At 74.2% G+C, this 17,390-nt stretch carries 19 protein-coding genes and 1 riboswitch; of the genes, 5 read left to right on the forward strand and 14 right to left on the reverse strand.

The genetic code is table 11. The features are described 5' to 3' along the window. The first annotated feature begins 52 nt into the window (after positions 1-52). The gene (locus ACIRPK_RS32330) at positions 53-865 is read left to right on the forward strand and encodes an isocitrate lyase/phosphoenolpyruvate mutase family protein (protein WP_403045251.1); all 813 of its coding nucleotides are present in this window, start codon (positions 53-55) and stop codon (positions 863-865) included. Here the strand turns inward: ACIRPK_RS32330 and ACIRPK_RS32335 are convergent. The 11 genes from ACIRPK_RS32335 to ACIRPK_RS32385 all read right to left on the reverse strand — a co-directional run bounded on the left by ACIRPK_RS32335 (position 862) and on the right by ACIRPK_RS32385 (position 12,087). Beyond that, positions 862-1,086 carry a hypothetical protein gene (locus ACIRPK_RS32335; RefSeq protein WP_403045253.1) on the reverse strand — a complete coding sequence of 75 codons (225 nt, stop codon included), beginning with the start codon at positions 1,084-1,086 and terminating at the stop codon, positions 862-864. The genes ACIRPK_RS32330 and ACIRPK_RS32335 overlap by 4 nt on opposite strands. Positions 1,087-1,371: 285 nt before the next feature. Beyond that, positions 1,372-2,577, reverse strand: a complete 1,206-nt coding sequence (locus ACIRPK_RS32340) for a cytochrome P450 (RefSeq protein WP_403045256.1) — start codon at positions 2,575-2,577, stop codon at positions 1,372-1,374. Between the two features lie 1,285 nt (positions 2,578-3,862). After that, positions 3,863-4,471, reverse strand: a complete 609-nt coding sequence (locus ACIRPK_RS32345) for a GTP-binding protein (RefSeq protein WP_403045259.1) — start codon at positions 4,469-4,471, stop codon at positions 3,863-3,865. After that, positions 4,449-4,790 carry a DUF742 domain-containing protein gene (locus tag ACIRPK_RS32350; protein WP_403045261.1) on the reverse strand — a complete coding sequence of 114 codons (342 nt, stop codon included), beginning with the start codon at positions 4,788-4,790 and terminating at the stop codon, positions 4,449-4,451. Before ACIRPK_RS32350 ends, ACIRPK_RS32345 begins: the two co-directional genes overlap by 23 nt. 55 nt (positions 4,791-4,845) lie before the next feature. Next, positions 4,846-5,259: a roadblock/LC7 domain-containing protein gene (locus ACIRPK_RS32355; RefSeq protein WP_403045264.1), complete on the reverse strand. Its 414-nt coding sequence runs from the start codon at positions 5,257-5,259 to the stop codon at positions 4,846-4,848. Beyond that, positions 5,243-6,430, reverse strand: coding sequence for an ATP-binding protein (locus tag ACIRPK_RS32360; RefSeq protein WP_403045322.1), 1,188 nt, complete (start codon positions 6,428-6,430; stop codon positions 5,243-5,245). Before ACIRPK_RS32360 ends, ACIRPK_RS32355 begins: the two co-directional genes overlap by 17 nt. Before the next feature lie 162 nt (positions 6,431-6,592). Next, positions 6,593-8,818 carry a SpoIIE family protein phosphatase gene (locus ACIRPK_RS32365; RefSeq protein WP_403045267.1) on the reverse strand — a complete coding sequence of 742 codons (2,226 nt, stop codon included), beginning with the start codon at positions 8,816-8,818 and terminating at the stop codon, positions 6,593-6,595. 330 nt (positions 8,819-9,148) lie between these two features. Beyond that, entirely contained in the window at positions 9,149-10,282 is a 1,134-nt protein-coding gene (locus ACIRPK_RS32370; protein ID WP_403045269.1) for a PP2C family protein-serine/threonine phosphatase, read from the reverse strand. A gap of 84 nt (positions 10,283-10,366) precedes the next feature. Continuing rightward, on the reverse strand, positions 10,367-10,567 hold the full coding sequence (locus ACIRPK_RS32375; protein ID WP_403045271.1) for a hypothetical protein: 201 nt from the start codon (positions 10,565-10,567) through the stop codon (positions 10,367-10,369). A gap of 123 nt (positions 10,568-10,690) precedes the next feature. Then, positions 10,691-11,263, reverse strand: coding sequence for a TetR/AcrR family transcriptional regulator (locus ACIRPK_RS32380; RefSeq protein WP_403045273.1), 573 nt, complete (start codon positions 11,261-11,263; stop codon positions 10,691-10,693). Continuing rightward, a complete protein-coding gene (locus ACIRPK_RS32385) occupies positions 11,263-12,087 on the reverse strand; it encodes an alpha/beta fold hydrolase (RefSeq protein WP_403045276.1) in 825 nt (274 codons plus the stop codon). The genes ACIRPK_RS32380 and ACIRPK_RS32385 overlap by 1 nt, the downstream gene beginning before the upstream one ends. A gap of 103 nt (positions 12,088-12,190) precedes the next feature. Here ACIRPK_RS32385 and ACIRPK_RS32390 point away from each other — a divergent pair, with 103 nt between their 5' ends. Further along, on the forward strand, positions 12,191-12,388 hold the full coding sequence (locus ACIRPK_RS32390; RefSeq protein ID WP_403045279.1) for a 4-oxalocrotonate tautomerase family protein: 198 nt from the start codon (positions 12,191-12,193) through the stop codon (positions 12,386-12,388). 7 nt (positions 12,389-12,395) lie between these two features. On the opposite strand, the gene ACIRPK_RS32395 is transcribed toward ACIRPK_RS32390, so the two are convergent. After that, positions 12,396-12,686 carry a YiaA/YiaB family inner membrane protein gene (locus ACIRPK_RS32395; protein ID WP_403045281.1) on the reverse strand — a complete coding sequence of 97 codons (291 nt, stop codon included), beginning with the start codon at positions 12,684-12,686 and terminating at the stop codon, positions 12,396-12,398. 216 nt (positions 12,687-12,902) lie between these two features. After that, positions 12,903-13,064: riboswitch (cyclic di-AMP (ydaO/yuaA leader) on the forward strand. A 12-nt stretch (positions 13,065-13,076) separates the two neighbouring features. Here ACIRPK_RS32395 and ACIRPK_RS32400 point away from each other — a divergent pair. After that, positions 13,077-13,883, forward strand: coding sequence for a M23 family metallopeptidase (locus tag ACIRPK_RS32400; protein WP_403045284.1), 807 nt, complete (start codon positions 13,077-13,079; stop codon positions 13,881-13,883). A 45-nt stretch (positions 13,884-13,928) separates the two neighbouring features. Here the strand turns inward: ACIRPK_RS32400 and ACIRPK_RS32405 are convergent, their stop codons facing one another. Then, complete coding sequence (locus ACIRPK_RS32405; protein ID WP_403045287.1) at positions 13,929-14,804, reverse strand: hypothetical protein; 876 nt, start codon at positions 14,802-14,804, stop codon at positions 13,929-13,931. Between the two features lie 125 nt (positions 14,805-14,929). On the opposite strand from ACIRPK_RS32405, the gene ACIRPK_RS32410 reads away from it, so the two are divergent. After that, positions 14,930-15,682 carry a sensor domain-containing protein gene (locus tag ACIRPK_RS32410; RefSeq protein WP_403045290.1) on the forward strand — a complete coding sequence of 251 codons (753 nt, stop codon included), beginning with the start codon at positions 14,930-14,932 and terminating at the stop codon, positions 15,680-15,682. 89 nt (positions 15,683-15,771) lie between these two features. Next, on the forward strand, positions 15,772-16,497 hold the full coding sequence (locus tag ACIRPK_RS32415) for a class I SAM-dependent methyltransferase (protein WP_403045293.1): 726 nt from the start codon (positions 15,772-15,774) through the stop codon (positions 16,495-16,497). On the opposite strand, the gene ACIRPK_RS32420 is transcribed toward ACIRPK_RS32415, so the two are convergent. Then, entirely contained in the window at positions 16,448-17,374 is a 927-nt protein-coding gene (locus tag ACIRPK_RS32420; RefSeq protein ID WP_403045295.1) for a hypothetical protein, read from the reverse strand. The genes ACIRPK_RS32415 and ACIRPK_RS32420 overlap by 50 nt on opposite strands. Between the last annotated feature and the right edge of the window lie 16 nt (positions 17,375-17,390).

Consider the following 17,390-nt stretch of genomic DNA (forward strand, 5'->3'; position numbering starts at 1 on the left):
AGGTCCGAAAATCGCCGGGCCGGCTCCGGGCCGGACTGACAGGGTAGGGGTCATGACGACGACTCAGCAGGCCAAGGCCGACCTTCTGCACGCACTGCACGTCCCCGGCACCCCGCTGGTGCTGGCCAACGTCTGGGACGCGGCGACCGCCCGGCTGGTGGAAGCCACCGGCGCCCCCGCCGTGGCCACCGCCAGCGCCAGCGTCTCCTGGACCAGGGGCGTCCGGGACGGCGGCGGCCTCGACCTGGCCGGGGCGCTGGCCCAGACCGAGCTGGTGGTCAGGTCGGTGGACGTCCCGGTGACGGCCGACCTGGAGGACGGCCTGGCCGAGGACGCCGCCGGGGTCGGCCGGACCGTCACCGAGCTGCTCGGGCTCGGCGCGGTCGGCATGAACCTGGAGGACAGCGGGGCGGCCGGGCTGCGCCCGGTCGCCGAGGCGGCCGAGCGGGTCGCGGCGGCCCGGAAGGCCGCCGACGCGGCGGGCGTCCGGCTCTACCTGAACGCCCGCACGGACGTCTTCATCTTCGGCGCCGGCGGCGTCGAGGAGACGGTGGAGCGGGCCCGGGCCTACCTGGCGGCGGGCGCCGACGGCATCTTCGTCCCGGCCCTGGCCGACCCGGCCGTGATCGCCGAACTGCTGGCCGCACTGCCGGGCGTCCGGCTGAACGTCGGCGGCGGCCCCGGCGCACCCACCGTCGCCGAACTCGCCCGGCTCGGCGTCGCCCGGATCAGCCTCGGCCCCGGCCTCGCCAAGGTCGCGTACGCGGCGGTCCGCCGCGCGGCCGAGGAGGTCTACGGCTCCGGCAGCTACCAGGCCCTGACGGGCGGTCTGGAGTACGGCGAACTGAACGCCCTCTTCGACTAACCCCGGGGAACCACCGCATACGCCCCGCACACCGGCGTCGCGGCGGACGCCTGCTTCCCCAGCAACGGGATCGAGCCGATCTGCTCGACGCAGGTGCCCGCCGCACCCACCGGATGATCCGTACTGAGCTTCCCGCCCATGTTGTTGTCCGCCTGAGCAGCCGGCACAGCAAGGGCCAGCCCGGCCACGGTGAGGACGGCAAGCGCCGTGATCTTACGCATGGCCGGTCCAACGACCGCCCCGCCGAACAGTTACCTCCCGGCACACGTTCAGCCGCCAGGGGCTCGGTCATTGCGCTCCAGGCTCGGCCACCAGGGGCTCGGGGAACTGCGACGCCGGCCCTTGCAAGGTGATCCGTCCGTAAATGGTCAGGCACTTTCGCAGTGACCCGCACGCCAGATCTCCTCGCAGTTCCCCGAGCCCCCGGACCGTAGACCTGGAGCGCCTGCCTACAGCGCGGCCCCGAGCCCCTGGCGGGTGCCAACCAGGCGCCGCAAGGAAACAGTTCAGCTGGTTCGGACCGTGAGCGTCCGCACGCTGTTGCTGACGAACGACGCGATCGGCTCCGGTGCCGCCCCGTCCGCGAGGCGGAGTGCGGGGAAGCGCCCGAACAGCTCCCGCAGCGCCGTCTCCGCCTCCAGCCGGGCGAGCCCGGCGCCGAGGCAGAAGTGCGGGCCGTGCCCGAGCGAGAGGTGCTTCGCGGGGGCGCGGCCGAGGTCGAACCGGTCGGCGTCCGCGAAGTGCCGCTCGTCGCGGCCGGCCGACGCGTACGAGGCGATCAAGGCGTCACCCTGACGGATCACCACCTCCCCGACCGCGATGTCCTCGGCCGCGTACCGGAGCGGGAACTGCCCGACCGGCGAGTCGTACCGCAGCGTCTCCTCGACCACCGCGGCCCAGGTGTACGTCCCGTCCAGCACGCCCGCCAGCTGCTCCGGGTGGGCGAGCAGCGCCCGGACCGCGTTGGTGATCAGGTTGAGCGTGGTCTCGTGCCCGGCGACCAGCATCAGCAGCAGGGTGCCGACCAGCTCCTGCTCGGTGAGCCGGTCGTCGTCGGCCCGGGCGGCGATCAGGTCGGTGGTCAGGTCGTCACCGGGCTCGGCCCGCTTGGCCGCCACCACCGAGGCGAGCAGTGCGAACAGGCCCTGCTGCGCGGCGACCGCCGCGGCGGGCGTGGCCGAGCTGGAGACCAGGGTGTTGGAGAGCTCGTGCAGCTCGTCCTGCTGCCGGGGCGGCAGACCGAGGAGCTCGCCGATCACCTGCATCGGGAGCGGGTAGGCGAAGTGCTGCCGCAGGTCGAAGTCGCCTTCCAGCAGGGCCACTTCGTCCAGCAGCCGGACCGCCCTGGCCCGGATCGCGGGGGCCAGCTCGGCGATCCGGCGCGGGGTGAACGCCTGGGTGACCAGCCCGCGCAGCCGCCGGTGGTCCTCGCCGTCGGCGGTCACCATGCCGGGCACCGTGACGAAGTTGAGCAGCGGCCAGCCCTCCGGCAGGCGCCTCTCCCGGAAGGTGGTCCAGAGCTGGGCGTTCTTGCCCACCCGGGGGTCGTTCAGCAGCGCCTGGAGGGTGTCGTGCTGCGTTATCGCCCAGACCACCACCCCGCCAGGGAGCTCCACCAGGACCGCGGGCCCGGCCGCCCGGAGGAGGGCGTTCTCGGCGTGCTGGTCGCCTCCGAAGGGGTCGAGCTCGACGGGGCTGACGGAGGTGTCCATGCGGGCCTTTCGGAGGGGGGAGTGCGTGGCGGGGTGAAGGCGCTGTAGAGCACCGGCAGGGAGACCAGGGCTCGCGACCACGGGGACGGACGCCAGGCCAGTTCATGGCCGGGGACAGCGAGTTGGAGGTCGGGGAGCCGGTGCAGCAGGGTCTCCACCGCGGTCTCCACGATCAGCCGGGCCGGGTGCTGGGCCGGGCAGACGTGCTTGCCCGCGCCCCAGGCCAGGTGGGCCCGGTTGCCGCCGACGCCGTCCGAGGTGAGCACCGACGGGTCGGCGTTGGCGGCGGCCAGGCCGAGCACCAGCATGTCGCCGGCGCTGATGTACTGGCCGCCGAGCACGGTGTCGCCGGTGGCCCAGCGGCCGGGGAAGTTCTGGGTCGGCGGGTCCCGCCAGAGCACCTCGTCGAGGGCGTCCGAGACGGTCAGCCGACCACCCGTCAGGGTGGCCCGGAACCGGCGGTCGGTGAGCAGCAGCCGGAGCGTGTTGCCGGTCCAGTTGATGGTGGTCTCGTTGCCCGCCACCATGATCACCACCAGGTGGTGCACCGCCTCCTCGTCGGACAGCCCGGCCTGGTGGGCCAGCAGCCAGGAGGTCAGGTCGGCGGCGGGCCGTTCGCGGCGCTGCCGGACCAGGTCCAGCAGGATCGCCTGGAACTCGGCGTTGGCCCGCACCGACTTGTCGCTGCTGTCCACGAAGTGGCTGATCAGCTCGACGATGTGCGGCCCGGCCGCGGCCGGCAGGCCGATCAGCTGGGTGAACACCATCAGCGGGAGCCGGCGGGCGTACTGGGCGATCAGGTCGGCGGTGCCGTCCGGGCCCCAGCTGTCGATCAGGGTGTCCGCCGCGGCCTCGGTGGCCTGCCGGAGCTGCCGGTGGTCGATCCGGGCCAGCGTCTCGGAGACCGCCGCCCGCAGCCGCTGGTGCTCGGCACCGTCCAGGTTGAGCAGGGTCGGCCGCCAGGAGGTCATCGGCAGCAGCCGGGAGTCCGGCTTCAGCCGGCCCTCGGCCGGCACCCGCCAGCGCCGCGAGTCCTTGGAGAACAGCTGCTCGTTCCGGGTGAGTTCGAGCAGCTCCGGGTAGCCGAGCACGAGCCAGGCCTCCACCCCGGGCTCCAGTTCGATCGGCGCCACCGGGCCGTGCTGCTCGCGCAGCCGGGCGTACAGGCCGTGCGGGTCGTCGGCCACCGCGGCGCCGTACAGCGGGGTGCCGGCCGGTCCGGGCGGCCGGTGGGCCGGACAGCCGGGCGGCGGGACGGCGGCGGCCGTCTCCGGTGGGGGAGTCGTCATCGCTGGAGCTCCAGTACCGCGGTCGAGTGCAGGTGGTCGACGAAGTCGATCAGGACGTCGTACGAGGCCCGGCGGTCCCGGGCGTCGCAGCGGAGGATCGGCACCTCGGGCAGCAGGTCGAGCGCCGCCCTGAGCTCGTCCTCGGGGTGGTCCGGGGTGTCCGGGAAGGTGTTGACGGCCACCGCGAACGGGATCCGCTGCTCCTCCAACTGCCCCAGCACGTCGAAGCTCTCCTCGATCCGCCGCGAGTCCACCAGCGCGATGGCCCCCAGCGCCCCGCGCGAGAGGTCCTCCCAGAGCGGCCAGAACCGCTGCTGGCCCGGGGTGCCGAAGAGGTAGAGCGCGAGCCGGGCGTTCAGGGTGATCCGGCCGAAGTCGAGCGCCACCGTGGTGGTGGTCTTGTCGGGCCGTCCGGTCAGGTCGTCCACGTCCGTACCGGCGACCGTCATGGTCTCCTCGGTGCGCAGCGGGGCGATCTCGCTGAGCGAGCCGACCAGGGTGGTCTTGCCGACCCCGAACGGGCCGGTGACCAGGATCTTCACGGCGCTCTGCACGGTGTCCGGCAGATAGGCGGGCCGGGGCTCAGCGGAGCTGGCGGAGACCAAGGAGCACCTCCTCCAGGAGGGTGGCCGGCAGGCGTTCGGCCTGCGCCACGGGGGGACGGACCAGGACGGCGCCGAGGTCCCAGAGATCGCCGATCAGCACCTTCACCACACCGAGCGACAGCCGCAGGTGGGCGGCGATCTCGGCGACCGAGAGCAGCTCCTGGCAGATCGTCAGGATCCGCTGCTGCTCCCGGTTCAGACCGACCGGCTCCGGGGTGCTGCCGGGCACGGTGGAGACCAGGCTCTCCAGGGCCAGCACGTTCCGGCTCGGGCGACTCCGCCCGCCGGTGATCACGTACGGCCGGACCGGGCCGCTCATGCGACCTCCTCCTCGCGGCACGCGCAGCTGCCGACGGCTCGCTCGCTGCGCCGGCTCACCTGGCGCTCCCGGTCGCGTGCTCCGCCCTGGGCGGACTGGTCAGGTGGCTGCCGATCCGCTCGACCAGCACCTGCATCTGGTACGCCACCAGGCCCGCGTCCACCGCCTCGCCGGTCACCACCGCGAGGTGCGCCCCGGCGCCGGCCGCCACCACGAACAGGTAGCCGCCGCCGTACTCGACGATGATCTGCCGGGTGCTGCTCTGCGGGCCGCCGAAGCCGTGCGCCACGCCCCGGGCCAGCGACTGCAGGCCGGAGCAGGCGGCGGCCAGGCGCTCGGCGTCGTCCCGGGCGATCCGCTCGCTGCGACCGATCTCGAGCCCGTCGTTGGACACCACGATGGCGTGCTGGACCTCGGGAACGGTGACGATGTCGGCGAGCAGCCAGCCGAGGTCAGGATTCGGGGTCATGGGAGTCTCCGGAGCGCTGGGGTTGGGGGGAGTCGGGGAGCGGGTCCTGCTGGTGCCTGGCGGCCGACCGGCCGCTGGCGGTGCCCGCCTGGAAGAGCGACATGAAGGTCTGCGCCTCCCGGGCCGAGCGCGGCGGCACGGGGGTACCGCCGAAGGTGGAGGTGGTCGGCTCGGCGCCACCACGCCGGTTGGCCCGGCGGGGCAGCCCGCCCTGACCCGGCCGGGCGGCGGTCGGGCGGTCGGGCAGTGCGCCCCGGCGCTCGGCGGAGGGGGCGGCCGGGGTCGGCAGCGGCTCGGTGAGCAGCGCGGTCGGCAGCAGCACCACCACCCGGACCCCGCCGTACGGGGAAGGCGCCGAGCTCAGGGTGACCCGGAAGCCGTACTGCTCGGCCAGCCGGCCGACCGCCGCCAGGCCCAGCTGCGGGACCTCGCCGAGCCGGGAGACCTCCAGGCCGGAGCCGCCGGCCAGGGCGGCGGCGGCCTTCTCGATCGCGTGCTCGGGCATCCCGACGCCGCCGTCGTCGATCTCGATCACGACGCCGTTGTGCACCGGCATCAGGGTGACGAACACCTGGGTGCTGGGCGGGGAGTAGCGGGTGGCGTTGTCCAGCAGTTCGGCCACCGCGTGGATCAGCGCCTCGGCGGCCGCGCCGACCACGGCGGTCTCGACCCGGCTGCTGACCACCACCCGCTGGAACGGCAGGATGCGGGACTGCGCCCCGCGCACCACGTCCTCCAGCGCGACCGGCTCGGGCCAGTGCCGGCCGGCCCGGGCGCCGCAGAGCACGGCCAGGGTCTGTGCCAGCCTGGCCTGTTGGGCGGCCGCGTGGTCGGCCCGGAGCAGACCCTCCAGCAACTCCGGGTCGTCGTGGGTGCGCTCCATCTCGTCCAGCCCGGCCTGCTGGTCGTGCGCCATCACCAGGATCCGGCGGGCCACGCTGAGGAAGGCCCGCTGGGTGGAGGCGTTCAGCTCCTGCTCCTGCTGCACGGCTGCGCTCTCGGTGCTCCGGCGCGCGGCCTCGGCCCTGACCTGCTCCCGGAGTTCGGCGTTCGCCCGCTCCTGCTCGGCCAGCCCGGCCCGCAGCGTGCGGCTGACCGCGTGGTACCGGGCGGCGGTCAGGAGAGCGAGAACGGCAATGCCTGCGAGCGCCGCACCGAACCACTGAGTCATCGTCACGCGGCGAATTCTAGGGTGGTGTTCCTACGGAAGTATGAACGGATCTGACGTTCGGTGATCTGATCCGGTCAAAATGTGGGACGAACGTCCTGACGCCCGCTCAGAACCGCAGGTGGGCGGCCGTGTACCGTCAAGTCTGGCTACCGGTAAGTAGTTTCAGTCGGTCGGCCGGGTCCGGTGCAGCAGCAGCAAGGCGACGTCGTCCGGGCGGGAGTGCCGCTCGGTCACGTTCAGGGTGAGCAGGTCGGCCAGCCGCTCCAGCGCGCCGTCCGCCCCGGCCCGGCCCGCCTCGCCGCTCCGGCGGCTCCACAGCCCGAGCCCGCCGATCATCCGCTGCACCGAGTCGTCGTAGTCCTCGCCCCGGTCCTCGACCAGGCCGTCCGTGTACACCAGCAGGGTCTCGCCCGGAGCCAGCCGACCCACCGTCAGCGGGTAGCCCCCGTGCGGGTCCACTCCCAGCGGCGGGCCGCCCGGCAGGTCCAGCTCGACCGCCCGGTGCCCGGTGATCCGGACCGGCGGCGGGTGTCCGGCGCGGGCGCCGTCGAGCCGGCCGGTGACCGGATCCAGCGTCAGGTAGAGGCAGGTGGCGAACAGGTCGGTGTCCAGCTCGGCCAGCAGCCGGCTGGTCCTGGCCAGGGTGGCCGCCGGGTCGTGCCCGTCGGTGGCGTACGCCCGCAGCCCGCTGCGGAGCTGGCCCATCACCGCGCTGGCCTCCGCGTTGTGCCCCTGCACGTCGCCGATCACCAGCCCGACCCGGCCCGCCGGCAGCGCGATCAGGTCGTACCAGTCGCCGCCGATCTGCATCCCCTCGGTGCTCGGCAGGTAGCGCGCGGCGGCCGACACCCCGGGCAGCTCCGGCAGGCTGCGCGGCAGCATCGCCCGCTGCAGCTCGGTGGCCCGGTGGTGGTGGATGTCGTACAGCCTGGCCCGTTCCAGCGACTGGGCCAGGATGCCCGCGAAGGCCGAGTACATGGTGCGGTCCTCCCGGCTGAAGGCCCGCTCGGTGGCGAAGGTGATCAGGCAGGAGCCGACCTGCCGCCCGGACGCCACCAGCGGCAGCACCGCCCAGGCCGCCGGGGCCAGCGGATTGCCGGTGGCCCGCTGCCCCGGCTCGCTGAACAGCGGGACGGCCCGGGCCAGCGCGGACTGCATCACCCCGGCCGAGAGGTCGTGCAGCCGGCTCAGCTCGGTCCGGTACGGGCCGCCGAAGACGGTGTGCGAGACCGGCAGCAGCCGGCCCTCGTCCACCAGGTCGAGCACCAGGCTGGCCGCACCCAGCGCGGGTCTGGCTATGTCGGTCATCGCGGTGGTGACGTCCCGGACGCTGACCGCCCGGGACAGCGTCCTGGTCAGCGCCAGCAGCAGCGCCGACCTGGCGCCCGCGACCGGCCCGTCGAGCGGCCGGGTGCCGGGGTCGGCCGCCTCGCCGGTGCGCTGACGGTCGGTCAGCAGGCCGGCCACCCGGACCGGGCGGCCGTGGGTGTCGAGCATCACCTCGCCGTCCTCCTGCACCAGCACCGAGCTCCCGTCGTCCCGCCGGACCCGGTAGCGCAGCCGGTACGGACCGCCGGAGGCGAGCGCCTCGGCCATGCCCGCCTGGAGGTCCGGCAGGTCCTCGGGGTGCACCAGCTTGGCCAGGTCCGGGGCCGGTGCGGTCTCCGCGGCCGGCGGGGCGGGCAGCCCGAACAGCCGGTACGCCCGGGCGTCCCAGGCGGTCTCCCCGGTGACCAGGTCCCGGTCGAACGCCCCCGCCCCGGCGGCCAGCGCCGCCAGCGCCAGCACCGGCTGCCCGGACGGCGCCCCGCCGGCCCGGACCCCGGGCGGCAGGTGCGGGTCGACCGCCTGGACGTGGTCGATCAGGTGCGAGATCCGGTGCGCGACGGCCTCCGCCAGGGTCTCCAGCACGTCGATGTCCCGGCGCGGCACGGTGCCCCGGTGGGCCAGCGCGAGCGCCAGCGCCCCGATCGCCACCCCGTCCACCACCAGCGGCATGACGGCCAGCGCGACCAGCCCGGTGCCCCGGCCGGCCAGCGTCTTCGGGTAGTCGGCACTGGTCTGCTCCGGGCTGAGCAGCACCGTCTCGCGACGCCGCAACGCGAGCGCGGCGGGGAGGTCGGACGTGGGGTCGACGGTGCTGTAGTGCTCGTGCGCCCACTCCGGCAGGCCGTGCGAGGCCGCGAGCCGGAGCATCCCCTCGGGATCGGTCAGGTACAGCGCCGAACCCTCACCGGTGATCCAGGCCGGGCCCTCCGCCAGGATCGTGCCGAGCAGCTCGGTGGCACTCCCGCTGCGCAGCAGCAGCCGGACGCACCGCATCGACGTCCGCGGCCCCTGCACCCGGGTCTCGTCCTCCGGCGGCAGCCATGGCGAGGTCAGGTCCATCGGAAGCCCCGCCCTTCCGCTCGCTCATCTGCCCAAAGTAATGCTGAACATCCTATTTGCTCACCCCCTATTTGGCGGTTTAGCCACAACGAGCTGCTCGGGCCGCTGTTGTTGTTCGGCAGGTGGCTCGGAAGAGTCAGGGGCTCGGGGAACTGCGACGCCGGCCCTTGCAAGGTGATCGCTGCGTAGGTGGTCAGGCACTTTCGCAGTGACCCGAGCGCCAGATCTCCTCGCAGTTCCCCGAGCCCCTGGGTAGTCGACGGCTGAACGCCTGCCCAGAGTGTGGCCCCGGGCCTGTGGATCGGGAGACCTCGGTGTTGCTGCGGAGGGTCACCCGCCTGCGCCGAGGCGGCGGAGCACGACGAGGGTGCGGTCGTCGGCGACGTTGCGGGCCACCGTGCCGATCAGTTCCGCCGCCGGGTCGCCGCCGCCGTAGCGGAGCAGCGGCGTCGCGGCCCGCAGCAGCCGGGCGATCCCGTCGTCGATGTCCTCGCCGGGGACCTCGACCAGGCCGTCGCTGTAGAGCAGCAGCGAGTCGCCCGGGTCGAGCCGTCCCTCGGTGGGCGGGTAGCGGGCGCCGGGCAGGATGCCGAGCGCCGGGCCGCCGCCACCGTCGAGCAGCAGCCAGCTGCCGCCCGACTCCCGGCGGTACTGGGCGGCCGGTGGGTGGCCCGCCGTGAAGATCCGGTAGCCGCCGTGCGAGGGGTGCAGGGCGAGGTGGACGGCGGTGGCGAACCCCTCGTCCCAGCCGAGCCGGGCCAGGAAGTCGTTGGCCGTGGGCAGGCAGGACTCGGGCGGTACCGAGCCGAGCAGCATGGCGAAGGCGCCGGACAGGTGCATCGACCGGGCCGCCGCCCGGCTGCCCTTGCCGGAGACGTCCACCAGCAGGACCTCGAGCAGGTCCCGGTCGGGGCGGTGCGCGGAGAGCACGAAGTCGCCGGAGAAGAAGGTGCCGCTGACCGGGGCGAGCGCCTGGTGGAACCGCCAGTCCAGCAGGTGGTCGGGCAGCCGGCCGAGTGCGGTGGTGCGTTCGGAGAGTTCCAGCAGCATCGCGTCGCCCCGGGTGCCGCGCAGGCCGAGCCGGCTGCGGTGGCGGGAGGTCAGCAGCACCACCAGGGCCGCCGCGCCGACCACCCAGGCCGAGCCGGGGGTCACGCCGAGCGGTTCGCGCAGCCACCAGCAGGCGGCCAGGCCGACCGCGACCCCGAGCAGCAGGCCGCACTGCCGGCGGGTGTGCAGCAGGAAGCCGCCGAGGATCAGCGGCAGCGCCAGCGCGGAGGGTGGACAGCCGGTGGGGGCGGCGATGGCCAGCAGCGAGAGCAGTCCGACCAGGAGCAGGAGCAGCCCGAGCGCGGCCTTCTCGGCGGTCGGATCGCCGTCCAGCAGCTGACCGGCCCAGCGGCCCGCCGGGCCACGCCGCAGCCGCCCGGTGAGCTGCCGGGCCCTCCTGGTGACTGCGGGCACCTGACCTCCGCCTGGGCTGACCGTCCGTCAGCTCAATCTAGCGTCAGATGTCCGTTTCATCCCACTGTCGGCGGCCGGACGGCCTCACTGACCGTCGCACTCGCCGTACGACTGCCGGGCTCCGGCGGTGACCGGGCGCAGCGAGCGGGCGCCGAGGAGGACCTCCAGGAACCGCCGGGCGGCACTCGGCCCGGGCACGTCGACGGCGGCCGGGGCGGCCAGGGCCGCGCGCTGGCCGGGGATGCGGGTGGTGGCGGGACGGGCCGTCCGTGCGGTCTGCGTCATCTGCCCACATCCTTCGTGCTGGTGACAGGCGGGGATGCCTGAACCCTGCCAGTGTCGGCTGGTCTTGGCGACGGAACGGTCTCGAAAACCACCCGAACGGATACCGTTCCGCCGAACTGAGGTTTATCCCGCTGCGGGCCATACCCGCAAGCCCTCCACCACGACCCGGATCAGCCGCTGCCGAGTCACCGTCAGGTCCGCCGCCATCCGGAACGCGCCGCCCGCGGCGAGCGAGGCGAAGCCGTGCGCCGTCGAACGGACCGCCCGGGCGGCGTGCACCGACTCGTCGCCGGTCAGGCCGTAGCCGTCCAGGACCGTGAGGATCACCCCGACCAGCCGGGCGGCGGCCCGGGTCAGGTCCGGGTCCGGGTCGGGGGCCTGCGGCAGGGCGGCGTACCGGCGGGGGTGCTGCTCGGCGTAGTCCAGGTAGGCGTTCAGCAGGGCGGTCATCGCCTCGTCCCGGCTGCGGCCGACCGCCGCGTCGGCCAGCCGCTCGGCCAGCTCCTCGGTGACCCGGACGGCGATCAGCCGGCGCAGCTCGGTCAGACCGCCGGTGACGTGCTTGTAGAGCGAGGGGGTGGCGACCCCCGCCCGGGCGGCCACGGCGGCCAGGGTGAGGCCGTCGGAGCCCTGGGCGTCGATCAGCTCCAGGGCGTGGTCGACCACGGCGGCGGGGGAGAGTCCGGCCCTCGGCATCAGGCGACCTCGTCCAGGAAGGGGAGCAGGGCGTCGGCGGTGGCCTGCGGGAACTCCGCCATCGGGTAGTGCCCGGCACCGTCGATCATCACCTTACGGGCCTTCAGCGCGACCGCCTGGCGCTCGGCCACCGCGGCCGGGTCCGGGAAGTCCGGGTCCTGGCTGCCCATCAGGACCAGCGCGGGGCAGCGCAGCCCGGCCGCCCAGCCGGTCGGCGCCGAGTCCCCGGCCACGTATCCCCTGGTGGCCTGCTTGCGGCCGGGGGTACGCAGGGCGGCCACGGCGGCGCTGCGGTACTCGGCGAAGTCGGCGGGCTTCGCGGTCGGGTACGCCTTGCCGAGGTAGCCGCCCCAGACGGCGGGGACGTGCACCAGGGCGAGGCCGAGCACCTTGAGCAGGGCGCGCTGGACGGCGGTCGGCGGCAGGTTCTCCACGAAGGCGTCGACCAGGGCGATGCCGGCCACCCGCTCGGGGGCCAGGCCGGCCGCCCGCAGCACGGTGGCGCCGGTGTAGGAGTTGCCGACCAGGGCGGCCCGCCCGATGCCCAGGTGGTCCAGCAGGGCCAGGGTGTCCTCGGCGATCGCGGCGGGGGAGTAGTCGCTCCAGGCGATCGAGGACTCGCCGAAGCCGCGCAGGTCCAGGGTGATCACCCGGTGGCCGGCCGCGGTGAGCAGCGGGCGCAGGTGCCGGTACACCGTGCGGGAGTCCAGCATGCCGGGGAGCAGGACGACCGGCAGGCCGGTCTCGGTGGCGGTGTCGTCGTAGGCCAGCCGGCCGCCGGGGACGTCCAGGTACTGGGTGGTGAAGGTCTGCGTCATAGCCATGAAGCTAAGGCTAATAGCCTTAGTCGTCAAGCGCCCGCCGGGGCGGGAAGCCGGTGGGATAGCGTGCGGGGCGATCGCACCGCACCGAACCTGAGGGGTCGTCATGCCGTTCATCAACGTCAAGCAGCTGGCCGGTCGGACCGTGGAGCAGCGGGCCGAGATCGCCCGCGAGCTCACCGAGACCTACGTCCGGATCACCGGGGTGAGCCCGGAGGCGGTGACCGTGGTGATCGAGGAGATCCCGCTGGAGAACTGGGCGGCGGGCGGGGAGACCTACGCCGCCAAGCGGGCCGCGGGCTGACCGCCGCTCAGATCCCCTCGACCCGGAACGGGTCGTGCTCGGCGAGCAGCTTGTCGAGCCGGGCCTGGTCGACCCGGGAGGAGATCTGGCCGGCGTCCTGGCGGTCGCGGATCACCTTGGCGAGGGTGAACGCCGCGGTGATCTCGTAGAGCAGGCCGACCGCCAGGAAGCCGCGCATCCAGGGGTCGACCGGCAGGTAGGCGATCCCGATCACCAGGGCGGCGGAGGCCAGGGCGAAGGACAGGACAGCCTGCAGGTAGTAGGCGTTGGTGGTCCGGGGCTGCATCGGAGTGCTCATGTCCCGAGGGTCTCCAACTCCCTTGCCGGGCGCCTGAGTACGGATACTCAACCGGCCGTCGCGCACCGTCACCGAGTAGTCGAGCAAAAGCCGCATTCCGGTCACGGGTCGTCAGAAGAGATGGACTGCACCTCGCTAGCCGCTTGGAATCATGGGCTCCTAGGATTAACGTTTGATAACGCAGCGCGGTCGGCAACGCCGTACCCAGAACGGCACCGTGCGCCGTCGCCTAATCCTCAGGACCCGCCTCGCCGGTGGGTCCGGGAGCCGGGGAACCACCGTTCCTTGGGGTGAATCGACCGAGTCCCGCACCCGGTCGTAGGAGACCTTCCTGCTCCGAACCCGTCAGCTAACCCGGTAGGCGCGAAGGAAGGAAAGGAGCGCGCCTCCGTGGCGTCGACGCACTCCCCGGCACACCCCCGCACCGACTCCGGCAACCAGCTGCTGCTGGACCACCCGGACGCAGCCAGGCACCGGATGCCCCGTCAGCCCCGCTCCGGCGGTCCGCTGATCGGCGTCACCGCGATGACCGCAGCCCTCGGCGCGACGGCCTTCGCCGCCGCCGCCCCGGCCGGTGCGGCCCCGCAGCCGCCCGCCGTCGCGGCCGCCGACTCCGCCGACCAGGACGGGCCGCAGCCGCTGCTCTCGGCCGACCCCGGGCTGGCCCTCGCCGCCCGGATCCAGCTCCAGGCGGACGGGCAGCGCACCGCCGCCGACGAGTCCGCCCGGCTGGCCGCGGCCCAGGAGGCGGAGGCCAAGCGGGCCGCCCAGGCGGCCGAGGCGAAGCGCGCCGAGCAGCACGGCGGGTTCGCGGCGCCGACCACCAACTACGAGCTGACCGCGCACTACGGCCAGTCCGGCTCGTACTGGTCGCACCTGCACACCGGCCTGGACTTCGCGGCGCCCACCGGCACCCCGGTCACCGCGGTCGGCGCGGGCACCGTCACCTCGGCCGGCTGGTCGGGCGCGTACGGCTACCGGGTGATCGAGACCCTGGGCGACGGCACCGAGATCTGGTACTGCCACCTCTCCTCGATCGTCACCGCCTCCGGCGAGGTCGCCCCCGGCACCGTGCTCGGCAAGGTCGGGGCCACCGGCAACGTCACCGGACCGCACCTGCACCTGGAGGTCCGGCCGGACGGTGCCGCCCCGATCGACCCGCTGGACTGGCTGCGCGAGCGCGGCATCAACCCCTGACGCACCGTCGGAGCCGGGCCCGCCGTCTCGGCGGGCCCGGCTCCCTCACTCCTCCGCCGCGGTCCGCTCCGCCTGCTCGGCGAGGTACGCCTCGATCTCCTCGGTGCCCGGCTCCGGGGCCAGGTCCGGGTACTCGTGCACCAGCAGGGCGGGGAGTCCGGGGACGGTCCACTCGCCGATCAGCCGGAGCGCCTCCTCGGCCACCGCCGCCTCGAAGCCGTCGAAGTCGCCGGAGAGCTCGTCCGGCATCGGCAGACCGAGCGCGTTCAGCCCCGCCAGGTTGCGGTAGCTGCGCTGCATCAGCCGGTTCTCCAGCAGCAGCCGGGCGCCGTCGGTGGCCATCCCGATCGAGATCAGCCTGGTCCGCCCCCAGCCGCCGTCGGCGTCGATCTCGTCCAGCTCGGTGAGCGCGCCGTACGCCTCGGCCCGCTGCTCCGGCGTCAGGTCCCGGAAGCCGTCCAGCCAGGCCCGGACCGCCGCCTCGTCGGTGGTGTCCACCCCGGCCGCCCGGAGCAGCAGCGTGTAGAGCCGGGGCCAGGTGACCAGGTGCGGCTGCCGGAGCAGCCCGCAGAGCAGCTCGCCCTGCCAGTCCACCTCGGCGTGCAGCCGCTCCTGCCGCTTGGCGTTCAGCCGCCGGGCCGCCCGCTGACGGTCGATCAGCAGCCCCACCGCCCGCCCGTACGCGCCGGGGTCGGCCGCCGGCTGGACGTACAGGTAGATCCGCTCGTACAGCAGCTGCTCGACCACCGGCGAGCTCAGCTCGGGGTAGCCGTCGTGCATCCGGCCGTCCCCCAGCTCCAGCAGGGCCAGCACCGTCCGGACCGCCTCCACCGGGACGGGTTCGAGCCCCTGGTCGGCCGCCCAGGCGAGCAGGTCGTCGGCACGGGTGCGCGGGCTGAGCCGGAGGTCGTCGTCGTTCACCCTCGTACGGTAGCCGCTGCCCGGGCCGGGAGCCGTCCGTCCCGGACGGGGGTGGGGTAATCCCCACCCCCGGTCCGCCGGGGGACCTCATGTCGCGGACGGCTCCGATCGGGCACCTTTGAGGGGTGGGCAGCGAGCAGGGCAACCAGACCGAGGAGCCGGTGATGACCAGTCAGACCTTTCCGTACGCCGAGCGCAGCAGCAGTGTCGGCACCAGCAGCGATCGGGTGCGGCCGGGGTTCTGGCGGGCGCCGTTCGCCGCCGCCACCTACCGGGAGGTCGGCTTCGTGCTCGGCTCGCTGCCGATCGCGATCCTGGGCTTCACCTTCGCGGTCACCTTCTTCTCGCTCGGGGTCGGCCTGCTGGTGACCGCGCTCGGGTTCCCGGTGTTCGCCCTGTTCACCTCAGGCTCGCGGGGCTTCGCCGCGCTGGAGCGGCACCGGGCCGCCACCCTGCTCGGCACCGAGGTCGCCGCCCCCGCCCCGGTGGCGCAGTCCCGGCCCGGCTTCTGGGGCTCCGTCACCGCCCGGATGGCCGACAAGGCGGGCTGGAAGGCGGCGCTGTACCAGGTGCTGATGCTGCCCTGGAGCATCCTGAGCTTCACCCTGACGGTGACCTTCCTGGTGACCGGCTGGGTGCTCGCGCTCTACCCGGCCTACCACTGGGTGTTCGCCCGCTACACCGACTGGCCGGGCTACCGGGTCTACGACTTCACCACCGACGCCGGGGCGCACCACGAGTACTACCTCACCTCGGCCGGGGACATCGCGGGCGTCTCGCTGCTCGGCCTGGTGCTGGTCCTCCTGACCCCGGCGCTGATCCGCGGCCTGACCAACCTCTCCCGCGCGGCGGTCAAGGGGCTGTGCGGCAGCCGCTGACCGGATGCGGCCCAGCCGCTCCCGTGCTCCGATGAACAGGCCCGGTACCGCTCCCCGGTACCGGGCCTGACGCATCCCCGGGAGGCCCGGTGCACACCCCCGGCACGCTGATCACCTCACGTCCGCTGGACGAGTACTGCGGCCTGTTCGGCCTGACCAGGGCCGCGCTGGCCGCGCTGCCCGGGCCGGTGCTGGACTGCCCCGGCGGCGCGGCCGGGCTGACCGCCGAGGCCCGCGAGCTCGGCGTCACGGTGATCGCCACCGATCCGGCGTACGCGGTCCCGCGGCCCGAGCTCACCGCGCTGGCGGTGGCCGGCCGGGACCGGATGGCCGCCTGCCTGGCGGTGGCCCCGGAGCGGCACCTGCCCGCCGGGCGGCTGCGCCCCGAGCGCTACCTGCGCAGCTGGGACCGGGCCCGCCGGCTGTTCGCGGCCGACAGCGCCGCCCGGCCGGAGCGCTACGTGGCCGCCGCGCTGCCCGGACTCCCGTTCGCCGACGGCTCGTTCGCGCTCACCCTGAGCGCCTACCTGCTGTTCGCCTACCCCGAGCTGTTCCCGCCCGAGCGGCAGCTCGCCGGGCTGCTGGAGCTGGTCCGGGTCACCGCCCCGGACGGCGAGGTCCGGGTCCACCCGCTGCACGACGGCGCCGGCCGCCCGTGCCCGCACCTGCCGCAGCTGCGCTCCGCACTGGGGGAGCACCGGGTGGCCAGCGAGATCGTCAGGTTCGCCCGCCCGGGCGACGGCCGGACCCGCCGGGTGCTGGTGCTCAGGAAGGCGCAGCGGTGGGGCTCGGGACGGCGGCGGGGAGCTTCTTGAGGATCTCCTCGCCGACCACCCGGCGGCGGGAGTCCTGCGGCGCGGTCCGGTAGTTGCGCAGCTTGTCCTCCACCGCGAAGCGCAGGCTGCGCTTCTCCTCCGGGGTCAGCGGGAGCTGGAGCACCGCCTCCCGGGCGGCCAGCATCGCCTGCAGCAGCTCGAAGGCGGACAGGTCGCTGCGGATCGCGCCGATCACCAGCGGCAGGTTCTCGTGGTCCGGCCGCCCCTGGAACAGGGCCAGCGCCTGCACCCGCAGACCCTCGGTCTCGGCCTCGAACAGCTTCCTGACCTCGGCCGGGCTGAAGTTCAGCTCCCGGGCCCGGCGCACGGTCTGGCCGACCGAGTCGGCCAGCGTCTGCCGGTCGGCGGTGGACAGCGCGCGGGCCAGCCGCAGGCGGGTGAGCAGCCAGCCGGAGAGGAAGCCGACCACGGTGAAGTACACCGCGAGCGAGGCCGCGAAGGCCGAGGCGCCGCTGCCGCCGCCGACCACCGGGGCCAGTGCGTCACCGAGCTGCGCCAGCCGGCGCGGCAGGGTGCCGATCTGGGTCAGCCCGGCGCCCAGCAGGATCTTGGTCAGCCAGTCGGAGACCTGCTCCAGGTTGGTGTTCGGCGCGTAGCTCGCGGTGGACGTGGTGCTCAGGTCGGCGGGTTGGGCCGCCGCTCCGCTGGTCAGCAGCCGGGGGATGCCGAACAGGAACCCGACCCCACCGCCGACCATCATCGAACTGGCCGACACCACCAGGCCGCCGCCGAGGGCCGCCGCCCAGTCCGCGCTGGCCGAGGCGTACAGGCCGAGCCCCAGCAGGCCGGCCCCGACCACGGCGCCCAGCCCGGCCCGCGCCGCCGGCGCCAACCGCCCGTCCCGTTCCCGTCCCACCGCACGCCCCTCCCGC

Origin of the sequence: Kitasatospora sp. NPDC101801 (assembly GCF_044766665.1) — a bacterium.
GTDB lineage: Bacteria > Actinomycetota > Actinomycetes > Streptomycetales > Streptomycetaceae > Kitasatospora.

Coding starts and splice junctions, on each gene's coding strand:
- ACIRPK_RS32330 (WP_403045251.1), top strand. CDS start 53: ATGACGACGACTCAGCAGGCCAAGGCCGACCTTCTGCACGCACTGCAC.
- ACIRPK_RS32335 (WP_403045253.1), bottom strand. CDS start 1,086: ATGCGTAAGATCACGGCGCTTGCCGTCCTCACCGTGGCCGGGCTGGCC.
- ACIRPK_RS32340 (WP_403045256.1), bottom strand. CDS start 2,577: ATGGACACCTCCGTCAGCCCCGTCGAGCTCGACCCCTTCGGAGGCGAC.
- ACIRPK_RS32350 (WP_403045261.1), bottom strand. CDS start 4,790: ATGAGCGGCCCGGTCCGGCCGTACGTGATCACCGGCGGGCGGAGTCGC.
- ACIRPK_RS32355 (WP_403045264.1), bottom strand. CDS start 5,259: ATGACCCCGAATCCTGACCTCGGCTGGCTGCTCGCCGACATCGTCACC.
- ACIRPK_RS32360 (WP_403045322.1), bottom strand. CDS start 6,430: ATGACTCAGTGGTTCGGTGCGGCGCTCGCAGGCATTGCCGTTCTCGCT.
- ACIRPK_RS32365 (WP_403045267.1), bottom strand. CDS start 8,818: ATGGACCTGACCTCGCCATGGCTGCCGCCGGAGGACGAGACCCGGGTG.
- ACIRPK_RS32375 (WP_403045271.1), bottom strand. CDS start 10,567: ATGACGCAGACCGCACGGACGGCCCGTCCCGCCACCACCCGCATCCCC.
- ACIRPK_RS32380 (WP_403045273.1), bottom strand. CDS start 11,263: ATGCCGAGGGCCGGACTCTCCCCCGCCGCCGTGGTCGACCACGCCCTG.
- ACIRPK_RS32385 (WP_403045276.1), bottom strand. CDS start 12,087: ATGGCTATGACGCAGACCTTCACCACCCAGTACCTGGACGTCCCCGGC.
- ACIRPK_RS32390 (WP_403045279.1), top strand. CDS start 12,191: ATGCCGTTCATCAACGTCAAGCAGCTGGCCGGTCGGACCGTGGAGCAG.
- ACIRPK_RS32395 (WP_403045281.1), bottom strand. CDS start 12,686: ATGAGCACTCCGATGCAGCCCCGGACCACCAACGCCTACTACCTGCAG.